Annotated in this window: 17 protein-coding genes; 8 read left to right on the top strand and 9 right to left on the bottom strand. The window is 69.8% G+C overall.

What is annotated here, in order from left to right; all coding sequences use genetic code 11:
- The first annotated feature begins 1 nt into the window (after position 1).
- Genes NS3_RS04745 through NS3_RS04755 form a run of 3 tightly spaced genes read left to right on the top strand, consistent with a single transcriptional unit; the run spans position 2 to position 3,197 of the window.
- Positions 2-1,513 (top strand): ABC transporter permease, encoded by a 1,512-nt coding sequence (locus NS3_RS04745; RefSeq protein ID WP_218018189.1) that lies wholly within the window; start codon positions 2-4, stop codon positions 1,511-1,513.
- The gene (locus NS3_RS04750; RefSeq protein WP_067854081.1) at positions 1,510-2,559 is read left to right on the top strand and encodes an ABC transporter ATP-binding protein; all 1,050 of its coding nucleotides are present in this window, start codon (positions 1,510-1,512) and stop codon (positions 2,557-2,559) included. Before NS3_RS04745 ends, NS3_RS04750 begins: the two co-directional genes overlap by 4 nt.
- A 41-nt stretch (positions 2,560-2,600) precedes the next feature.
- Positions 2,601-3,197 carry a DUF4126 domain-containing protein gene (locus NS3_RS04755; RefSeq protein WP_067854084.1) on the top strand — a complete coding sequence of 199 codons (597 nt, stop codon included), beginning with the start codon at positions 2,601-2,603 and terminating at the stop codon, positions 3,195-3,197.
- A 176-nt stretch (positions 3,198-3,373) separates the two neighbouring features.
- Here the strand turns inward: NS3_RS04755 and NS3_RS04760 are convergent, their stop codons facing one another.
- Complete coding sequence (locus tag NS3_RS04760) at positions 3,374-3,817, bottom strand: DUF4254 domain-containing protein (RefSeq protein WP_084495042.1); 444 nt, start codon at positions 3,815-3,817, stop codon at positions 3,374-3,376.
- A gap of 290 nt (positions 3,818-4,107) precedes the next feature.
- Positions 4,108-5,250 carry a helix-turn-helix domain-containing protein gene (locus NS3_RS04765; RefSeq protein WP_245649464.1) on the bottom strand — a complete coding sequence of 381 codons (1,143 nt, stop codon included), beginning with the start codon at positions 5,248-5,250 and terminating at the stop codon, positions 4,108-4,110.
- A gap of 391 nt (positions 5,251-5,641) precedes the next feature.
- Between NS3_RS04765 and NS3_RS04770 the strand changes: the two genes are divergently transcribed.
- Together NS3_RS04770 and NS3_RS04775 are read left to right on the top strand one after the other, a co-directional pair.
- On the top strand, positions 5,642-6,511 hold the full coding sequence (locus tag NS3_RS04770; RefSeq protein ID WP_067854087.1) for a helix-turn-helix domain-containing protein: 870 nt from the start codon (positions 5,642-5,644) through the stop codon (positions 6,509-6,511).
- Positions 6,512-6,693: 182 nt separating this feature from the next.
- Complete coding sequence (locus NS3_RS04775; protein WP_067854090.1) at positions 6,694-7,200, top strand: hypothetical protein; 507 nt, start codon at positions 6,694-6,696, stop codon at positions 7,198-7,200.
- Positions 7,201-7,236: 36 nt separating this feature from the next.
- On the opposite strand, the gene NS3_RS04780 is transcribed toward NS3_RS04775, so the two are convergent.
- Positions 7,237-7,659 carry a hypothetical protein gene (locus tag NS3_RS04780; RefSeq protein ID WP_067854093.1) on the bottom strand — a complete coding sequence of 141 codons (423 nt, stop codon included), beginning with the start codon at positions 7,657-7,659 and terminating at the stop codon, positions 7,237-7,239.
- A gap of 115 nt (positions 7,660-7,774) precedes the next feature.
- Between NS3_RS04780 and NS3_RS04785 the strand changes: the two genes are divergently transcribed.
- On the top strand, positions 7,775-8,299 hold the full coding sequence (locus NS3_RS04785) for a peroxynitrite isomerase (RefSeq protein ID WP_067854573.1): 525 nt from the start codon (positions 7,775-7,777) through the stop codon (positions 8,297-8,299).
- Between the two features lie 24 nt (positions 8,300-8,323).
- Here NS3_RS04785 and NS3_RS04790 read toward each other — a convergent pair whose 3' ends face one another.
- The 5 genes from NS3_RS04790 to dxr form a co-directional block, all read right to left on the bottom strand.
- Positions 8,324-10,111, bottom strand: a complete 1,788-nt coding sequence (locus NS3_RS04790) for a penicillin-binding transpeptidase domain-containing protein (RefSeq protein WP_067854096.1) — start codon at positions 10,109-10,111, stop codon at positions 8,324-8,326.
- A gap of 107 nt (positions 10,112-10,218) precedes the next feature.
- Complete coding sequence (locus tag NS3_RS04795) at positions 10,219-11,073, bottom strand: GNAT family N-acetyltransferase (protein ID WP_067854577.1); 855 nt, start codon at positions 11,071-11,073, stop codon at positions 10,219-10,221.
- 66 nt (positions 11,074-11,139) lie between these two features.
- Complete coding sequence (gene ispG, locus NS3_RS04800; RefSeq protein ID WP_067854099.1) at positions 11,140-12,306, bottom strand: flavodoxin-dependent (E)-4-hydroxy-3-methylbut-2-enyl-diphosphate synthase; 1,167 nt, start codon at positions 12,304-12,306, stop codon at positions 11,140-11,142.
- Positions 12,307-12,499: 193 nt separating this feature from the next.
- Positions 12,500-13,699 (bottom strand): M50 family metallopeptidase, encoded by a 1,200-nt coding sequence (locus tag NS3_RS04805; RefSeq protein ID WP_067854101.1) that lies wholly within the window; start codon positions 13,697-13,699, stop codon positions 12,500-12,502.
- A gap of 160 nt (positions 13,700-13,859) precedes the next feature.
- A complete protein-coding gene (gene dxr, locus NS3_RS04810; RefSeq protein ID WP_067854104.1) occupies positions 13,860-15,017 on the bottom strand; it encodes a 1-deoxy-D-xylulose-5-phosphate reductoisomerase in 1,158 nt (385 codons plus the stop codon).
- A gap of 99 nt (positions 15,018-15,116) precedes the next feature.
- On the opposite strand from dxr, the gene NS3_RS04815 reads away from it, so the two are divergent.
- Positions 15,117-15,386 (top strand): DUF2631 domain-containing protein, encoded by a 270-nt coding sequence (locus NS3_RS04815; protein ID WP_067854107.1) that lies wholly within the window; start codon positions 15,117-15,119, stop codon positions 15,384-15,386.
- A 50-nt stretch (positions 15,387-15,436) separates the two neighbouring features.
- On the opposite strand, the gene NS3_RS04820 is transcribed toward NS3_RS04815, so the two are convergent.
- Positions 15,437-16,411: a LysR family transcriptional regulator gene (locus tag NS3_RS04820; RefSeq protein WP_067854110.1), complete on the bottom strand. Its 975-nt coding sequence runs from the start codon at positions 16,409-16,411 to the stop codon at positions 15,437-15,439.
- Between the two features lie 62 nt (positions 16,412-16,473).
- Here NS3_RS04820 and NS3_RS04825 point away from each other — a divergent pair, with 62 nt between their 5' ends.
- The gene (locus NS3_RS04825) at positions 16,474-16,905 is read left to right on the top strand and encodes a DUF5997 family protein (protein WP_067854112.1); all 432 of its coding nucleotides are present in this window, start codon (positions 16,474-16,476) and stop codon (positions 16,903-16,905) included.
- Positions 16,906-16,957: the final 52 nt, after the last annotated feature.

A 16,957-nucleotide genomic window follows, 5' to 3' on the forward strand; every position in this document is an offset into this window, starting at 1 on the left:
GGTGGCATTGTCGCTCGCCGCGCTGCCCGCGGTGATCGTCGCACTCCTGCCACTGGTGTACACGGTGCTCCGCGCCACCGACCGCGGTTGGGGACCGGTGTGGCGATACGCGTTCTCCTCCCGCACCGCCGAACTCGCGGGCAACACCGTGACACTGCTGGCGGCGGTGACCGCCTCCTCGGTGGTGCTCGGTACCGCGGCGGCCTATCTGCTCGCTCTCACCGATCTTCCCGGCAGACGCGTCTTCCTCCCGCTGATGGTGATGCCGCTGGCGATTCCCTCCTTCGTGGCGGCCTTCTCCTGGCTCGCGCACTTCCCGGATCTGGCGGGTTTCACCGGCGCGTGGCTGGTGTTGACCTGCGGTAACACGCCGCTGGTGATGCTGCCGGTGTACGCCGCGCTGCGCAGCCTCGACGGCGCGCCCGCGGAAGTCGCGCGTTCGCTCGGCGCGGGGCCGGTGCGCGCGTTGGCCACCGCCACACTCCCGCAGATCCGGCTGCCGTTGCTGGCCGGCGCGCTGCTGGGCGCGCTCTACGTCCTGCACGACTACGGCGCCGTCGCGATGATGCGCTACGAGACGTTCACCAAAGGCATTCAGTACGCCTACAACGCCGGCTTCGACCGGACAGCGGCCAGCGTGATCAGCCTGGTACTCGTCGTCGCGGCCCTGCTGTTCGCACTCGGCGAGTCCACGGCGCGCGGCGCGACGACCGTCCGCAGCGGCGCGGCCGCACGTCCGGCCGCGACCATCCGGCTGGGTATCGCGCGACCTTTCGCCCTGCTGCTCTGCATCGCCTTCGTGGCGATCTCGGTGGTCGTTCCGCTCGGTGGGCTGCTTCCGTGGCTGGCCGGGCGCACCACCGGGCGTCTGGACGCGTCCGAACTCGTCGCGGCGCTGGGCAACACGCTCGGCTTCTCGATCGCGGGGGCACTGATCGCGTTGCTGCTCGCCCTGCCGGTAGGGATCATGGCCGCACGGTCGCGGCATCCGCTCGCGCGTGGCATCGAATTGGCCGCGTACGCCGGATACGCGCTGCCCGCGATCTCGGTCGGGTTGGCACTCGTCTACTTCGGCATCAACAGCGCGCCGTCGTGGTACGGACAGGGCCGGATGGTGGTGCTGGCCTACGTCGCGCTGTTCCTGCCGATCGTCATCGGCGCCGTCCGCTCGGCGGTGGCCGCCGCGCCTCGGCAGTTCGAAGAAGTGTCGCGCTCGCTGGGCACCTCGGCAGTCGGCGCACTCGCCAGGGTGACGGTGCCGCTGTCGGCGCCGGGCATCCTCGCCGGCACCGCGCTCGTCTTCGTCAGCTGCGCGAAGGAACTGCCCGCGACGATGATTCTGCAGCCGCCGGGTCGGAACACTCTGGCGTTGGAGTTGTGGAAGCACGCCGAGGTACTCAATTACACCCAGGCCGCGTGGTACGCGATCGCGCTGGTCGTCGTCGCGGTACTGCCGACGATCGTGCTGCAGCGCGTGGCCGAGGGTTCGATCGGGAAAGCAGGTGCGTCGTGAGCGAACTCGAGATCGCGGGCCTGGACGTGGGCTATCGCGGCAAGTCCGTGCTGCGGGGGGTGGATCTTCGGATTCCGTCGGGGAGCCTGACCGCGGTGCTCGGCCCCTCCGGGTGCGGGAAGACGACGCTGCTACGCGCCGTCGCCGGATTCCTGCGACCGACGGCCGGAACCATCCGGATCGGCGGGCGCGAGGTGGCGAGCGCGACGACCTCGCTGCCGCCCGAGCGCAGGCGGGTCACGATCGTGCCGCAGGAAGCCGCGTTGTTCCCGCATCTGTCGGTCGCCGCGAACATCGGCTACGGACTGCCCGGCTGGAGCGCGCGAGCGCGCCGAGCCCGCGCCGAGCGCGTCGCCGAACTGCTCGAGGTGGTCGGTCTGGCCGACCACGGCGCGCGGCGGCCACACCAACTCTCCGGCGGACAGCAACAGCGCGTCGCGCTGGCCAGGGCGCTGGCGCCGCGTCCGGCCGCGGTGCTGTTGGACGAACCGTTCTCCGCACTGGACGCCGGTCTGCGTGAGCAGGTACGAGGTCATGTGCGCGACATCCTCACCGAACTCGGCGCGACTGCGGTGCTGGTCACCCACGATCAGGACGAAGCGCTGTCCATGGCCGACCAGGTGGCGGTGCTGCGCGACGGCCGGGTCGCGCAGGCGGGGGCGCCTGAGGAGATCTACGGCAAGCCCGTGGACATCGCGTTGGCCCACTTCCTCGGCGAAGCCGTGCTCCTGCCCGCCACGGCGGCAGGCGAGGACGCGACCAGCACGCTGGGCCGCATCGTCTTGGCCGGTCCGGCCCACGGTGCGGGCTCGATCCTGTTGCGCCCCGAGCAACTTCGACTGTCCCCCAACGACGACACCGACGCCGACGGCACGGCGGTGGTACGGCGGATCAGTTTCCACGGTCACGACGCGATGATCACCCTGAGCGCCCGCTCGGGCGAGGATCTGCTGGCGCGAGTACCCGCACCCCTGACCGTGCGCCCCGGCGACGAGGTCAAGGTCGAGGTGCTCGGGAGCGGGGTGTTCTTCCCCGCTCCCGCGTAGCGCGGTCGAGGACGACCGCTCTCCGCCACTAGGATCACCAGGTGTCGCTGCTTCCACTGATCTTCACCGCGGGCTGGGCCAGCGGGATCAATGCCTACGCGGTCGTGCTGCTGCTCGGATTGTTCGGGCTGACAGGGCTTTCCGACGACGTGCCGGAAGGACTGCAACGCACCGATGTGCTGATCGCGGCCGGGGTGTTGTTCGCGATCGAGCTGATCGCCGACAAGATTCCGTACCTCGATTCCTTCTGGGACTCGCTGCACACGGTGATCCGCCCGGCCTCGGGTGCGGTGGTGGCCGCGCTCATCGCCGGTTCCGACGAATCGCTGACCACACTCGCCGCCGCGGCGGTGGGTGGGACGACGGCCCTGGTGAGTCACCTGGTGAAGGCCGGATTGCGGGCGGCGATCAATACCTCGCCGGAACCGGCGAGCAATATCGTCGTCAGCACCGCGGAGGATGTCGGCGTCGCGGGCGTGATCACCCTGGCGATCTTCTACCCCGTGGCCGCCGCGATCATCGCGGCGCTGCTGCTGCTGGCGGGCATGGGGCTGATCTACATCCTGGCCGGACGTATCCGGCGGTATCGGCGACGCAGGCGCGAGCGCAGGACCGGCGCCTCCCCGCAAGAAGTGTAGGAGCGTGCGTATCGTCTCGGGACCTACCGACCGGCTGGACGACCTTCCGACCGGCCTGTACGCCGACACGGGCGTGCCGCGCCGGTCCACGACGCGGCACGCCGGGCCGAGCGCCTCATTGCGCCCGCCGTCCCTGTGTCGGCGACGTGGCGGGGCACTCGCGCCCTGATCTGCGGTTACTGCCCGGGCAGGCGCCTGCGGCCGTCGGCCACATCGGTGACCAGGTCAGTGTATCCGTCGACCAGTTCGGCCAGGCGATACCAATACTTGTGCGTGAGGCCGCTACGGGCGCCGTCGCTGTCGATGGCCTGGTTGGCGTCGGCCCAGCTGCGGGCCATCCGGTCGACCACCGCACCGAGTGTCTCGGTGTGCAGGGCGGCGTCCGGGCGATGGGCGGGTACCTCGTGGGCGATCCACTCGTCGATATCGTCCACGAGTTCTGTGCGCCTACAGTCGATTTCGGCCACCAACCGGACGTCGGCCAGTTCCGCGCGACGGGCGTGCAGCTCGGCGAGCGCGTGGGCGGACCGCAGCAGTTCACGATCCTCGTAACGCCGCCCCTGGAAGGCGCACAGCAGCTGCGGGGCCGTCGGCAGGGCCCCTACCGTCGGCGCGCTCATCCGATCACTCCGACGCCGGCTGTGAACGTTGCAAAAACCACCATGATCGGTCTCGATTCGATTGTTTCCGTGCCCTCGATGTCGGGGGGTCACCTCCCCGACAGCTGGATCATGCGCGTGCAGATGCAAGGACGCAACGCCGAACGCAATAGTGCGTTCTATCTAGTGCGCGTTGCTGGCACATTGCCAATTTCGAATACCGGGGCCACCCTGCGCGGACGTGTCCCCGATCACGATTCGATACAGGAAGCCATGTGTAAGTGGGCTTTCCAAGAACTTGACGAAATGGTTCATCCGCGCTGCGCGGTGTGCAGCCGGGCCGCGGCCACCGCGCGCCGCCCGTCATCCGCGGCGAGCAATTCGAGCGCGTGCTCGTGGACCTCGATGTCGGCGGGCACGCGCTCGCCGTACCGCAGAGCGTGCTCGGGGTCCGGGCTCGACAGCACCGCCGTGCGCACCCCCACTGCCAGGTGCTCACGCCATTCGGCCACCCCCGGCGCCTGCGAACCGGGCAGCAGCGGCCCCTGGTACAGCCGCACAGCCGTGTCGACGTCGCCGGATCCCAGTGCCGCGAGCAACTCGACAGCATCACAGGACAGCGGCGCAGCCAGCTGGTAGACGCGGCTGGTGATCGTCTCGCCGGTGACCCGGCGCAGATGCGAGACATCGGCTTTGACGGTGGTCAGCGACGCGGGCCGATCGCCGTAGATAGCCCATTGCAGGCGTTCCGGGGTGAACCCGTCCGGCTCGAGTGCCAGCAGGGCCAGGATCTCCACCTGCCGTGGCCGCAATCGCACCGGCTGCCCCGCCCGCACCAGCCGCCCGCCGCCCAGACAGGTCAGCCGCACCGCGTCCGCCGCGGCGGGGGCGGGCAGCCGGGCCTCCACGGCGCTGACCAAGGTACGCACCGTCGAGAGCACCAGCGGGTGGGCGCGGTCCCAGGTCGAGGACAGGTCGAGCACGCCGAGCGGACGCCCGTCCGGGCGGCGGATCGGGGCGCTGTAACAGACCCAGCCGTGCAGGGCCGCCACCAGGTGCTCGGCGGAGAACACCGTGCTCGGGCGACCGGTGCGCAGCGACAACGACAGCGCGTTGGTGCCCATGTGCGTCTCGTCCCATCGGCCGCCGGGAGCGAAATTCACCCGTTCGGCGCGCCTGCGCATCACCGGCCCCCCGTAGGACCACAGGATGGTGCCGTCTTCGTCGGTCACCGCCGCGACGAAGCCGGCGTCGTGGGCGATGTCGTGCAACTGGTCGGCCAAGCCGATCAGGGGCGCGCGCAGCGGAGAGTCGCGCCAGCGCGCGCCGATGTCGTCGCCGCCCACGTGGGGCGCGCTGTCCCGCGCGGGGTCGACGGTGGCCAGCGAGCGCCGCCACGACTCGGCGACCTCGGCACGGACGGCGGGCGGTTCGGAGGCCGACGGCCCCGGCACACGGCGTGCCCACTCCTGTTCCAGCGCGCTTCTGCGCTGGGAAAGAGTGTCAGCCGGCGCCTCGCGCGCCGTCGTCTGCCCGGATCGTCTCACTTTCCTGGTCTTTCTCGTCACCCCCGTGCGAAATCTCATCATGCCTCACCGACACGGTGAGCGGTTCGGGTTCCGGCAGCAGGCGTTCGCCCGCACGTTGTCCCCGCCGTGCCCGTGGGCAAATGTCGGGCACTCCGCCGCGTCGCGGCGTTCTGTTCCGGCCCGGCCCGAAGCCGCTGTCGGACAGGTAATCTGCCCCGAAACAGGCACTACCCGAGTACCGCCTCGCGGGGGCGACGGCCCGAGGCAAGGGAATCACCGGGGTGGTGCGAACGCAGGGGTGAAAGGAAATCCGGTCATGGCTGGCAAGCGCACCGTGCTCACGGCGGGCCTGCGACGGCTCGCGGCGTTGTTGTCCGAGATGCGCGAGAACGTCGGGCTGAGCAAGGAAGAGGTGAGCGGGCGCACCGGTATCAACGTCACCACGCTCTACCGGATCGAGGCGGCCCAGGCCCGCCCGCAGCGGCGCACCCTGATGGCGTTGCTGGAGCTCTACGCGGTGGACGACGAGCGCCGCAAGTACGCCCTCGACCTGCTCATCGACGCCCAGAAACCCGGTATGTCCAGGCCGTGGGAGGCCAACCTCACCGAGGTCTACGCCGCCTACATCAATTTCGAGTCCGAGGCGCTTTCGGCCAGGCACTACCAGACCTCGTTCATCCCCGGCCTGCTGCAGACCCCGCAGTACGCGATGGCGGTGATCGATACGTCCATGCCGAAGGTCGAGGCGGCGGTGATGGAGTCGCGCGCCCAGGCCAGGATGAACCGGGCCGCGGTGCTGACCAAGCACGAACCGCTCGAACTGTGGGTGGTGATGGACGAGGCCGCGATCCGGCGCGTGGTCGGCGGCCCGGAGACCATGGGCGGGCAGCTGGAGAAGCTGCTCGAGATGAACAAACTCAAGAACGTGATCCTGCAGATCCTGCCGTTCGACGCGGGCGCTCATCCGGGCATGGCAGGCTCGTTCACGCTGCTGGATTTCGCCGACCCCAACGATCCCGAACTGGTCTACGTGGAGGGCATCGCAGGCGACGAGCTCGTGGAAGGGCACGCGGAGGTGCGCCGGTTCGGGATCATCTTCGATCAGTTGCGCGCGATGGCGCTGAGCCCCCGCGATTCGATCGCCTTGATCGAGTCGGCCGCCGAAAGCATGCGCGCCCGTCGCTGATCGAGCGCGTAGGCAGACGAGCGCAGCGGGACACCGGAGCTCGGTATGTCGCGATAGCTACTGGTGAGGCGCTCGCACCCGATCGCGTGGACGCGAAAACCCGCGCGGGCGAGCACATCACGGCGACCGCCCGATCGCCGGGGACGTGACGGCGGGCAGGCGCATCGGTAGAGTGTGCGCCGATGACCAGCATGGAAGCCCGCCTCGGCGACGCGACCCGGACGGTGCCGCTGCCCGGTCCGTGGGATGTCAACGAGTACCTGGCAAGAGTGGCAGCGCATCGCGGACGCTCGATCTCGGTACGCGCGGTGCCCGCCGACATGCTCATCGAGAACGGTTGCCGGGGTGCGGGTCTGTGGGTCGCCCGCCGCTACGACGACATGATCGTCTTCGACTCCGAGGCCACCGGACGCAATGCCGACCACATCATCCTGCACGAGGTCGGTCACATGCTGCTCGGGCACGGTCCCTCCGACGCCGACATCGCCGACGGCCTGCTGCCCAGCCCGCTGCCGCCCGACCTGGCCGCGCTGCTCCCCGCCGTGGCGGGTCAGCATGTGCTGGGACACGCGCAATTCGGTCCGGAACGTGAGCAGGAAGCCCAGGTGTTCGCGGACATGATGATGGTTTATGCGACCCTGCCGCGCCGCAAGAGCCGCGGCATCAGATTCTTCGGCCGCGGTCGCTAGCTCGCCAGGCCGACGCGGCGCCCGCCGGGAACGGGCTCAGGCCGCGGGCGGTCTGCGGATGCCGGTGCGCAGTTCGTCGAGCAGGGCTTGATAGCAGTCGGCGAGGGCGACCATTCGCGGCGAGGACGGATAGGCGGGGTCGTCCGGGAGATAGGCCAGCACCGTGTGGTGGGCCAGCCGGTCCACCAGATGGCCGATCGTCTCCTCCTCCGGAAGGGCCTGCTCCCCCGGCACGGGCGTGGCCAGGGTGACCCAGCGGTCGATCGCCCGGACCAACTGGACCCGGCGCCGGTCCAGCGGGCCGGTCCTGCCCGAAGGCGTGCGTTCCCGGGTCGCGTGCAGGCGGGCGAGTTCACCGGCCGCCGCGAGCATCGGATGCCCGGCCGACGGACGGCCCCGGCAGGCCGCCAGCAGCGACCCCTTGCCGGGCAGCATCCAGTCGTCGATCGTGTCGGTCATCCGCCTCACCAGCCCTTCGCGCCCGATCATCTTCCATGCCCGAGCCCGGCAGGGGAAGACGGCGGACCCGGACATCCGGACCGCCGCCTTCGCCGCCCGGCTCCGCCCGCGTATTCTGTCCGCCGTGGTCGAATCATCGCCGCCCGTCCCCGTCCATCCCGATATCGCCGCGCTCGCGCCACTGCTCGGTACCTGGCGCGGAGCCGGGCACGGCGAGTATCCGACCATCGACTCGTTCGACTATCTCGAGGAAGTCCGGTTCGGACACCTCGGCAGGCCGTTCCTCACCTATCGGCAGCGCACCCGCGCCGCCGACGGCAGCAGGCCGATGCACGCCGAGACGGGCTATCTGCGCTGCCCACGGCCCGACCACGTCGAACTGGTGCTCGCCCATCCGACCGGGATCACCGAGATCTGCGAGGGCTCGCTCAGCGTCGCCGACGGCGAACTGCGCATGGAATTCAGCTCGACCACCATCGGCCGGACCAGCACCGCGAAGCTGGTCACCGCCCTCGGACGCTCGTTCCACCTGCACGGCGACACCCTCGACTACACGCTGCGCATGGCGGCCGTCGGCGAACCGCTGACCCATCATCTGGCCGCGAGCCTGCACCGCGTCGCCGAACTGCGTCCCGCCTGAGAACCACCGCCCCCGTGAGGGTGGTCAGTACTCCGGCGGCAGCACCGCGAACATGTCGCGGGTGACCGCGACCGCGTTGTCCGAGCTACCCCCCTTGACGAGCAGCGTCGCGAAGGCGATGTCTCCGCGGTAGCCGACGAACCAGGAGTGCGAACCGCCTTCGACCTCCGCCTCACCGGTCTTGCCGTAGACCTCGCCCTGGTCGATGATGCGGGTGGCTGTGCCGCCGGTGATCACCTTGCGCATCATCAGCCGCAAACCGTCGATCACCTCGGGGGCGATGGCCGGGCGCTCGCCGTCCACCACGGTCTCGCGCCCGGCGATCAGCCACGGTACCGGCGCACTGCCGTGGGCCACCGTGGCCGCCATCAGGGCCATGCCGAACGGGCTGACCACCACCTTGCCCTGGCCGATACCGTCCTCGGCCCGCTGGACCAGATTGTCGGCGGGCGGCACCGAACCCGAGGCCGTCGGCAGCCCGACCACGGTGTAGTCCGGGCCGACGCCCAGGCTCGCGGCGGTCAGGTGCAGCGCGTCGGTGGACAGTTCACTGGCCAGCTTGGCGAACGAGGTATTGCACGAGCGTTCGTAGGCGGTGGCCATCGGCACGCTGCCCACGCTGAACATGTTGTAGTTGGGGATGGTGCGTTCGCCGACCACGATCTGACTCGGGCAGGGCACGATGGTGTCCGGTGTCGCCGCTCCGGCAGCCATGGCCGCCGCCGCGGTCACCGTCTTGAAGATCGAGCCGGGCGGATACTGTCCGATGGTGGCCATCGGCCCGTCCCGGTCGGTCGCCTCGTTCTGCGCCACCGCGAGGATCGCGCCCGTGGACGGGCGGATCACCACCATCATGGTCTGCTCTTTCGGCACGTTCACCGCCTGCTGCGCGGCGTTCTGCACGTATCGGTCGATGCTGAGCGAGAACGACGGGGCGGGTTGGGCGGGCACCTCGGTGAGTACCCCGGTGTCGGCGCCATTGGTGTTCATGGTGACCACGCTCCAGCCCGCTTTGCCGTCGACCTCGGCGATGACGGTCCGGCGGATCTGGGTCATCAGGTCGGGCGCGAAAGCGCGGTCCGCGGCGACCATGTCCCACTCCTGGTTGAACCCGACCCCGGGCAAGCCGATCAACATGGCGCCGACCTGCTCGTATTCGAGTTCACTGAGCAGCAGCACGGTGTAGGGGCCGCCGGCCTCGCGGGCCGCTCTCAGAATCGCGTCCGGGGTGAGGCGCTTGTCGAAACGGATCAGCGCCGCCGACAGCGAACTCGCCACCTCGGCCGGATCGGTGGCAGCGGAGGCACTGAAGGTCACCCGGGTCACCTTGCCCGGAACCAGGACGTCGCTGCCGGACTGCTCGTTGACGCGGGCGCGCGGGGCGGGGGTGGCGCGCAGGGCCAGCGTCTGGGTGTCACCGAGCCGAGGATGGATGTTCGCCGAGGTCCAGCGCACCATCCAGCGACCGTCTGTGCGCCCCATCTGCAACTGCCCGGTGTAGGACCAGACCCGGTCCTTGGGCAGCCGCCATTCGTAGCTGTAGTCGACGGTCGCGGTATCGCCGGTGACCCTGGCCGCGCCCGCCTGCGCGGACAGTTCCTCGGCCTGCAGGTTCTCCCACACCGAAGCCAGTGCGGCGCTTGCCTTGTCGGGCCTGCTGGTGAACTCGGCGGCCCGGTCGAGATCTCCGGCGGCGAAGGCGGCCAGGAAGGCCTCCGCCAATCCCACCGGCCCCTTGGGCTCCGACGAGCACCCCACGACGGCCGCCGCGACCAAGAGCGCGACGACCACCGGGGTCAGCAGACGTCTCATCGCTGCCGATGGTAATGGCCACCATTCGGCAAGCGGATGCGGCGCACCGGAAAATCCCCTCGGACAACCGATTCCGCCTGCGTGTCGCGGCGGCGCGGCGAAAGAGCTCAGTCCAGCAGTACCGTGGCGAACGTGGCGACCTGCCGGAATCCGACCCGGCTGTAGGCGCGCCGGGCCGCGGCGTTGTAGTCGTTGACGTAGAGACTGGCAACGCGACCGGAGGCCACCACGGCATCGGCGACGGCCGCCGTGCCCGCCGTGCCCAGCCCGCGACCGCGCCGGTCGGGATGCACCCACACACCCTGGATCTGGCCGGTGTGCCTGGACAGCGAACCGATCTCGGCCTTGTACACCACCCGGCCGTCCTCGAAACGCGCCCAGGCACGGCCGGATTCGATGAGGCTGCGGATACGACGCCGGTAGGCGCGACCGCCGTCGCCTGCGCGCGGGTCGACCCCGACCTCCTCGATGAACATGGCGATGGCCGCCTCGAGGTAGCGGTCCAGCTCGGCGGGGACGGCGCGGCGAACCTCGGGATCGGCCCGGACCGCGGGCGTCTGGCTCAGCGCGAGCAGCGGTTGGGTGGCACGCAGATCCCGCGGTGCGCCCCAGTGATCGCTGAGCATCTCCCACAGCGGCAGCGCGAGTTCTCGCCTGCCGACGATCGAGGAACAGATCCGCGGCCATCGCCCGGCCCGGTCGGCGAAGGCGCGCAGCGCGTCCCGGTCGCCGAGCAGCGGGACCAGGTTGGCGCCGGAAAAGCACAGCGACTCCGCAGGACCCCGGCGAGTCCACATCTCGCCGAAGCCGTCGCGCGCGTCGAGACCGAACTCCTGCACGCGCGCGGCCACCATGCACGAGGCGACCGGATCGGCGTCGAGTACCCGAAGCACCTGAGCCAGTTCCCGGTTCGCCAGCGGACGCGCGGCAACTACCTTCGCCCGACGCGTCGGCTCCCGCAGACTCCGCACACCCAACAGCCTGCCACGAACCGGACCCGGACGGGACAAATCACCGGAAAGGCCAGGTCAGCCTACGGTGACCACCGGCTCACCCGAAGCAGTGGCCTCACCGCTCTCACCGATCTCCTCGGCGATGCGCATCGCCTCTTCGATCAGCGTCTCCACGATGAGATGTTCCGGCACGGTCTTGATGACCTCGCCCTTGACGAAGATCTGGCCCTTGCCGTTGCCGGAGGCCACGCCGAGGTCGGCTTCCCTGGCCTCGCCGGGACCGTTCACCACACAGCCCATCACAGCCACCCGCAACGGGACCTCCATGCCCTCGAGTCCGGCGCTGACCGCGTTGGCGAGGGTGTACACATCGACCTGGGCGCGACCGCAGGACGGGCAGGACACGATCTCCAGCTTGCGGGGCCGCAGGTTCAGCGACTGCAGGATCTGCCCGCCGACCTTGACCTCCTCGGCGGGCGGCGCGGACAACGAGACCCGGATGGTGTCGCCGATGCCCTCGCTCAGCAGCGCGCCGAAGGCCACCGCGGACTTGATGGTGCCCTGGAAGGCCGGGCCCGCCTCGGTGACGCCGAGATGCAGGGGGTAGTCGCACTGCGCGGCGAGCTGCCGGTAGGCCTCCACCATGATCACCGGGTCGTTGTGCTTGACCGAGATCTTGATGTCGCCGAAGCCGTGTTCCTCGAACAGGCCCGCCTCCCACAGCGCCGACTCGACCAGCGCCTCCGGGGTGGCCTTGCCGTACTTCTCCAGCATCCGCTTGTCCAGCGAACCGGCGTTCACGCCGATGCGGATGGGGATACCGGCCGCGCCGGCCGCCTTGGCGACCTCTTTGACGCGGCCGTCGAACTCCTTGATGTTGCCGGGGTTCACGCGCACGGCCGCGCAGCCCGCGTCGATGGCGGCGAAGATGTAGCGGGGCTGGAAGTGGATGTCGGCGATGACCGGGATCTGGCTCTTCTTCGCGATCGTCGCCAGCGCGTCGGCGTCTTCCTGGCGCGGGCACGCCACGCGCACGATGTCGCAGCCCGAGGCGGTGAGCTCGGCGATCTGCTGCAAGGTGGCGTTGACGTCGTGGGTCTTGGTGGTGGTCATCGACTGCACGGAGATCGGGGAATCGCTGCCCACGCCGACATTGCCCACCGTCAACTGGCGGGTCTTGCGGCGCGGAGCGAGCACGGCGGCCGGCGCCGCAGGCATCCCCAATCCGATGGTGCTGGTCACTGTCGCCTGCCTACTTTCGGTGCGTTCGTGCTGGCCGTATCGTCTCCGAGCTTAGTCACCGACGCGGGGCACCGTTGAGTGCGTGAGGTCGATGACACACCGCACGGTACCCGGGCCGGGGGAACCCGGCGGAACAGGAGTGCCCGGTGTGGCGGATGTGGCCGGTCGGCACCGGGTCGCGGGGCGATCGCGGTCAGGGGAACAGGCGGATGGGATTGATGATGTCGGCCGCCAGGGTCAGCACCATGTACGAGCCGCCGATCATGACCGCCACGTAGGTCAACGGCAGCAATTTCAGGAAGTCGACCGGACCGCCCGGGCTCAGCCCGCGCCAGCCGCGCACGGTGTTGCGTACCTTCTCGTAGAGCACGACGGCGATGTGACCGCCGTCCAGGGGCAGCAGCGGCAGGATGTTGAACGCGCCGAGGAAGAAGTTCAGGCTCGCCAGCATCAGCACGAAGACCTCCCACAGGCCCGCCTCCGCGCTCTCACCGCCGATCCGGCTGGCTCCGTAGATGCTGACCGGGGTCTCGGGATCCCGCTCACCGCCGGTCACCGCATCCCACAGCGCGGCCACCTTCGCGGGCATCTCGGCCAAGGCCTCGAAGGTGCGCACGAACAGCTCACCGGTGAAAGACACGGCGGCGGGGACGGCGGCGACCGGGCCGTACTCGGTCACCGCGGGAGGCGCGTCGAGGGTGATGCCGATCGCGCTCACCTGCATCGTCGACCCGTCGGTGGCATAGCGCAGGACCTGCTGCGGTTCCACCGTCACCTGCACGGACTCACCGGCACGGTCGACGGTGTAGGTGATCGGCCCGGTCTTCTCACGGGTCTTCTCGGTGAACTCCGCCCAGGTCGCGACGGCGGCGCCGTCGACCTCGGTGACCAGATCGCCCGGCAGCAGCCCGCCGCGCTCGGCGGGACCGGCGCCCGTGCATGCCTGCAGCGTGCCGTCGGGATTGGCATCGGCGACACACGCCAGGCTGCCGACGACGGGCTCGGGCTCGTCGAGGTTGGGCAGACCCCAGCCGATGGCGAGCACGACGATCAGTACGAAGCCGAGCACGAAGTTCATCACGATGCCGCCGACCATCACGACCAGGCGCTTCCAGGTCGCCTGCCGGTACATGGCGCGTTCGACTTCTTCGGGCGCGATCTCGTCGAGGGCGGTCATGCCGACGATGTCGCAGAACCCGCCCAGCGGCACGGCCTTGACGCCGTATTCGGTCTCACCCCGGTGGAAGGACCACAGCGTCGGCCCGAAGCCGATGAAATAGCGGCGGACCTTCATGCCGGTCGCCTGCGCGGCCCACATGTGTCCGCATTCGTGCAGCGCGACCGAGATCAGGATGCCGAGCGCGAACAGCGCGAACCCGACGGCGAACACCATTAGCTCTCCAGCCCTCCTGCGTTGCGCAGTTCAACGTCATTCCACGCACGCGCGCCCTTCGGGCCGCGAGCACTCGACCACACTAACGGTCCACTCCCCCGGCCCTCGTCCAGTCTGCCAGTGCCCGCCGCCGCTCGCGTGGCGATCCCGGCGCACGATCTCAGGCGCCGACCAGTCCGGCGGCGTAGGCGCGGGCCCACCGGTCGGCGGCGAGCACGTCCTCGACGGTCTCCGGCTCGGCGGTCCACCGGTCGGCGGCCTCGACCGCGCGGGCCACCGTGCGCACGATCTCGGGGAAACGGATGCGCCCGGCGAGGAAGCCGTCCACGGCCACTTCGTTGGCGGCGTTGTAGACCGCGGTCACGCTGCCGCCTGCCTGCCCCGCCTGCCGCGCCAGCTCGACGGCGGGGAAGACCTCGTTGTCCACCGGCTCGAAGGTCCAGGTCGACGCTGCGCCGAAATCGCAGGCCGCGGCGGCGCCGGGCACCCGGTCCGGCCAGCCGAGCGCCAGCGCGATCGGCAGTTTCATGTCCGGCGGGGAGGCCTGCGCCAAAGTCGAGCCGTCGACGAAGGTGACCATCGAGTGCACGATCGACTGCGGATGCACGGTCACGTCGATGCGGTCGTAGCCGATGCCGAACAACAGGTGCGTCTCGATCAGTTCCAGGCCCTTGTTCACCAGCGAGGCCGAGTTGAGCGTGTTCATCAGGCCCATCGACCAGGTCGGGTGCGCCTTGGCCTGGGCGGGGTCGACCGATTCGAGCTGCTCGGCGGTCCAGCCACGGAACGGGCCGCCGGAGGCGGTCAGGATCAACCGGTCCACCTCCTCGGCCCGGCCGCCGCGCAGGCACTGCGCCAGCGCGGAATGCTCCGAGTCCACCGGAACGATCTGACCGGGCGCGGCGGCTCGGGTCACCAGGGATCCGCCGGCCACCAGGGATTCCTTGTTCGCCAGCGCCAGCCGGGTCCCCCCGGCCAGCACCGCCAGGGTCGGCTCCAAACCCAGCGAGCCGACCAGTGCGTTGAGCACCACGTCGGCCTCGGTGCGGCGCACCAACTCGGTGACCGCGTCCGGCCCGGCCAAGGAGATATCCAGCGCCGCGCCCGCGGCGGGATCGGCGACGGCGACATTGCGGGTGCCGGTGGCGGCCATCTGCTCGGCGAGCAGCGCCGGATTGCCGCCGCGCGCGGCCAGACCGACGACCTCGAACTTGTCGGGGTTGGCGGCGATGACCTCGAGCGCCTGCGTACCAATCGATCCGGTGCTGCCGAGCAGCAGGACTCTCACAATGTCGGACACACCGCCATTGTGGCGCATGGCCCGACTTCCAACGACGCGGCGTCGTATGTCACGATATCGGTCAGCAAGCCGACTGCGTACCGTCCCTTCGGTACCCCACACAGCTGAGGAGCGATCGTGGCCGCCACGGAGATCGAACCCGCCAAGACCGAGCGCGCCGTCGTCACTCACGTCGACACCGCAGAGGTTCCCTCGGCCGAATGGGGCTGGAGCGGGGAATCGCCGCGCACCTTCCGCGCCGCCGCCATCGTCGTCGCGCTGATCCTGCTGGCCATGTTGATCGGCAACCACAGCGGCAACGTCGAGAACCTCTTCCTGATCGGCTTCGCCGCAACGCTTTTCGCGGCCGTGGGCTACGACTGGATCTACCGTCGCAAGCCGCGCTAGAGGCTCGCTGACCGACTGCTTCGCTGTCGGCGCCTCGGCGCGCGTATGGCTCACCGTCCCCGGCGTTTGACGTTCTTCCCGCCGGATCGGCCACCCGCGCGCGCCGAGGCGTTCTTCGGCTGAGCGCCCTTCGCCCCGGCGGTACCGCCCTTCTTCGCAGCCGTCGATTTCCGCTGCGCCCCGGAGACACTCGCCGCACTTTTCCCCGCCGAGGGAGATCGCGTGCTGCGAGCGGTCCGTCCGCGCACCACGCCGATGAACTCCTCGACCAGATCACTCGCCGTCGCCATCGGCCAGGCCAACGCGATCTCCGTGTCCGGGTGATCGGAGACCGTCCGATACACCAGATCGCGACGGGCATGCAGGCGCGCGATCGAATGCGGCACCACGGCCAATCCGACACCCGCGGCCACCATCTCGAACACCACGGCGGCCTGATCGAGATCGGATGCGTCCTGTAGCCGTTCGGCGGCCAACTCGGCGGCGCTCACCTGCTCGAACACCGAGATTTCGTGATCCTTGGGCACCACGACCACCGGAACCTCACGGTAGAGCGGAATAACTCCCAGGCCGTCCCGATCGATCGGCAGACGCACGAAACACATGTCGACCCGGCACTCGGCCAGCGCGGTGTGCTGGTCGGCCGCCGCGAGCGCGATCATCTCCAGCGGTGTCTCCGGGAAGCGCTCCCGCCAGATCCGCTCCCACTTCGACACCGTCACCCCCGGCACGAAACCCACCCGCAGCCCGGTGGTTTCCGGCGAGCCCGATTCGGGTTCGGCTGGGCGGGAAAGGATGTCGCGAGCCGCATGCAGCAGCCGCGTGCCCGTTTCGGTCAGCTGCGTGGACTCGGCGCCCGGCACGAACAGTTTCTCACCGAGTTCGGCTTCGAGGTCGATGACGGCGGCACTGAGCCGCTGCCGGGAAATGCCCAGCGACCGGGCCGCGCGCGCGAAGTGCAATTGCTCGGCCACCTCGGCGAACCAGCGCAGCCTGGTGGGGTCGATCGACTCGAACTGGCTCATTCCAGCAAGCGTATTGCACCGCCGACGGCGATCGAGCCGAGCCCGCCCGCTAGGCTGTCGCGGTGAGTCCGGACAAGAAATCGCAGATGATGAAGCCGCTGACGGCTGCCAACAAGCTCGGCATCTACCTGCCGGCCGCGCCCGCGCAATTCCGCGACTCGCCCATCTCCTTCGCCGAACTCGAGCGGCTGCGCGCCGATCCGCCGGAGTGGCTGACCGAACTGCGCCGCACCGGCCCCTTCCCGCGTGATATCACCGCTCGCAAACTCGGCGTCTCCAACAGCGGCCTGGCTCGCGCCGAGGTCTCCGACGCGCTCACCACCGACGAGATCGCCGCACTGCTGGCCGACCCGCCGGAGTGGCTGGTCCGCGAACGCGAGAACTACGCGCAGGTGCAGCGCGAGAACGAGCGGATCGCAACCAAGCGCGCCGAGCATCGGGCCGCGACCAACCGGCCGGCCAAGAACCGCTTCGGCACCGGCCGCGAGAGCTGAGCGCGGCTCCGGCTCGGGCCGAACCACCGGACGCCCCCGGCGGCGGCGTCAG

Origin of the sequence: Nocardia shimofusensis NBRC 100134, from assembly GCF_001613125.1 — a bacterium.
Classification (GTDB): domain Bacteria; phylum Actinomycetota; class Actinomycetes; order Mycobacteriales; family Mycobacteriaceae; genus Nocardia; species Nocardia shimofusensis.

Excerpts from the sequence above, each read along its gene's own strand:
- NS3_RS04760 (WP_084495042.1), bottom strand. The coding sequence starts at position 3,817 with ATGAGCGCGCCGACGGTAGGGGCCCTGCCGACGGCCCCGCAGCTGCTG.
- NS3_RS04770 (WP_067854087.1), top strand. The coding sequence starts at position 5,642 with ATGGCTGGCAAGCGCACCGTGCTCACGGCGGGCCTGCGACGGCTCGCG.
- NS3_RS04775 (WP_067854090.1), top strand. The coding sequence starts at position 6,694 with ATGACCAGCATGGAAGCCCGCCTCGGCGACGCGACCCGGACGGTGCCG.
- NS3_RS04780 (WP_067854093.1), bottom strand. The coding sequence starts at position 7,659 with ATGACCGACACGATCGACGACTGGATGCTGCCCGGCAAGGGGTCGCTG.
- NS3_RS04790 (WP_067854096.1), bottom strand. The coding sequence starts at position 10,111 with ATGAGACGTCTGCTGACCCCGGTGGTCGTCGCGCTCTTGGTCGCGGCG.
- NS3_RS04805 (WP_067854101.1), bottom strand. The coding sequence starts at position 13,699 with ATGGTGTTCGCCGTCGGGTTCGCGCTGTTCGCGCTCGGCATCCTGATC.
- dxr (WP_067854104.1), bottom strand. The coding sequence starts at position 15,017 with ATGCGCCACAATGGCGGTGTGTCCGACATTGTGAGAGTCCTGCTGCTC.
- NS3_RS04820 (WP_067854110.1), bottom strand. The coding sequence starts at position 16,411 with ATGAGCCAGTTCGAGTCGATCGACCCCACCAGGCTGCGCTGGTTCGCC.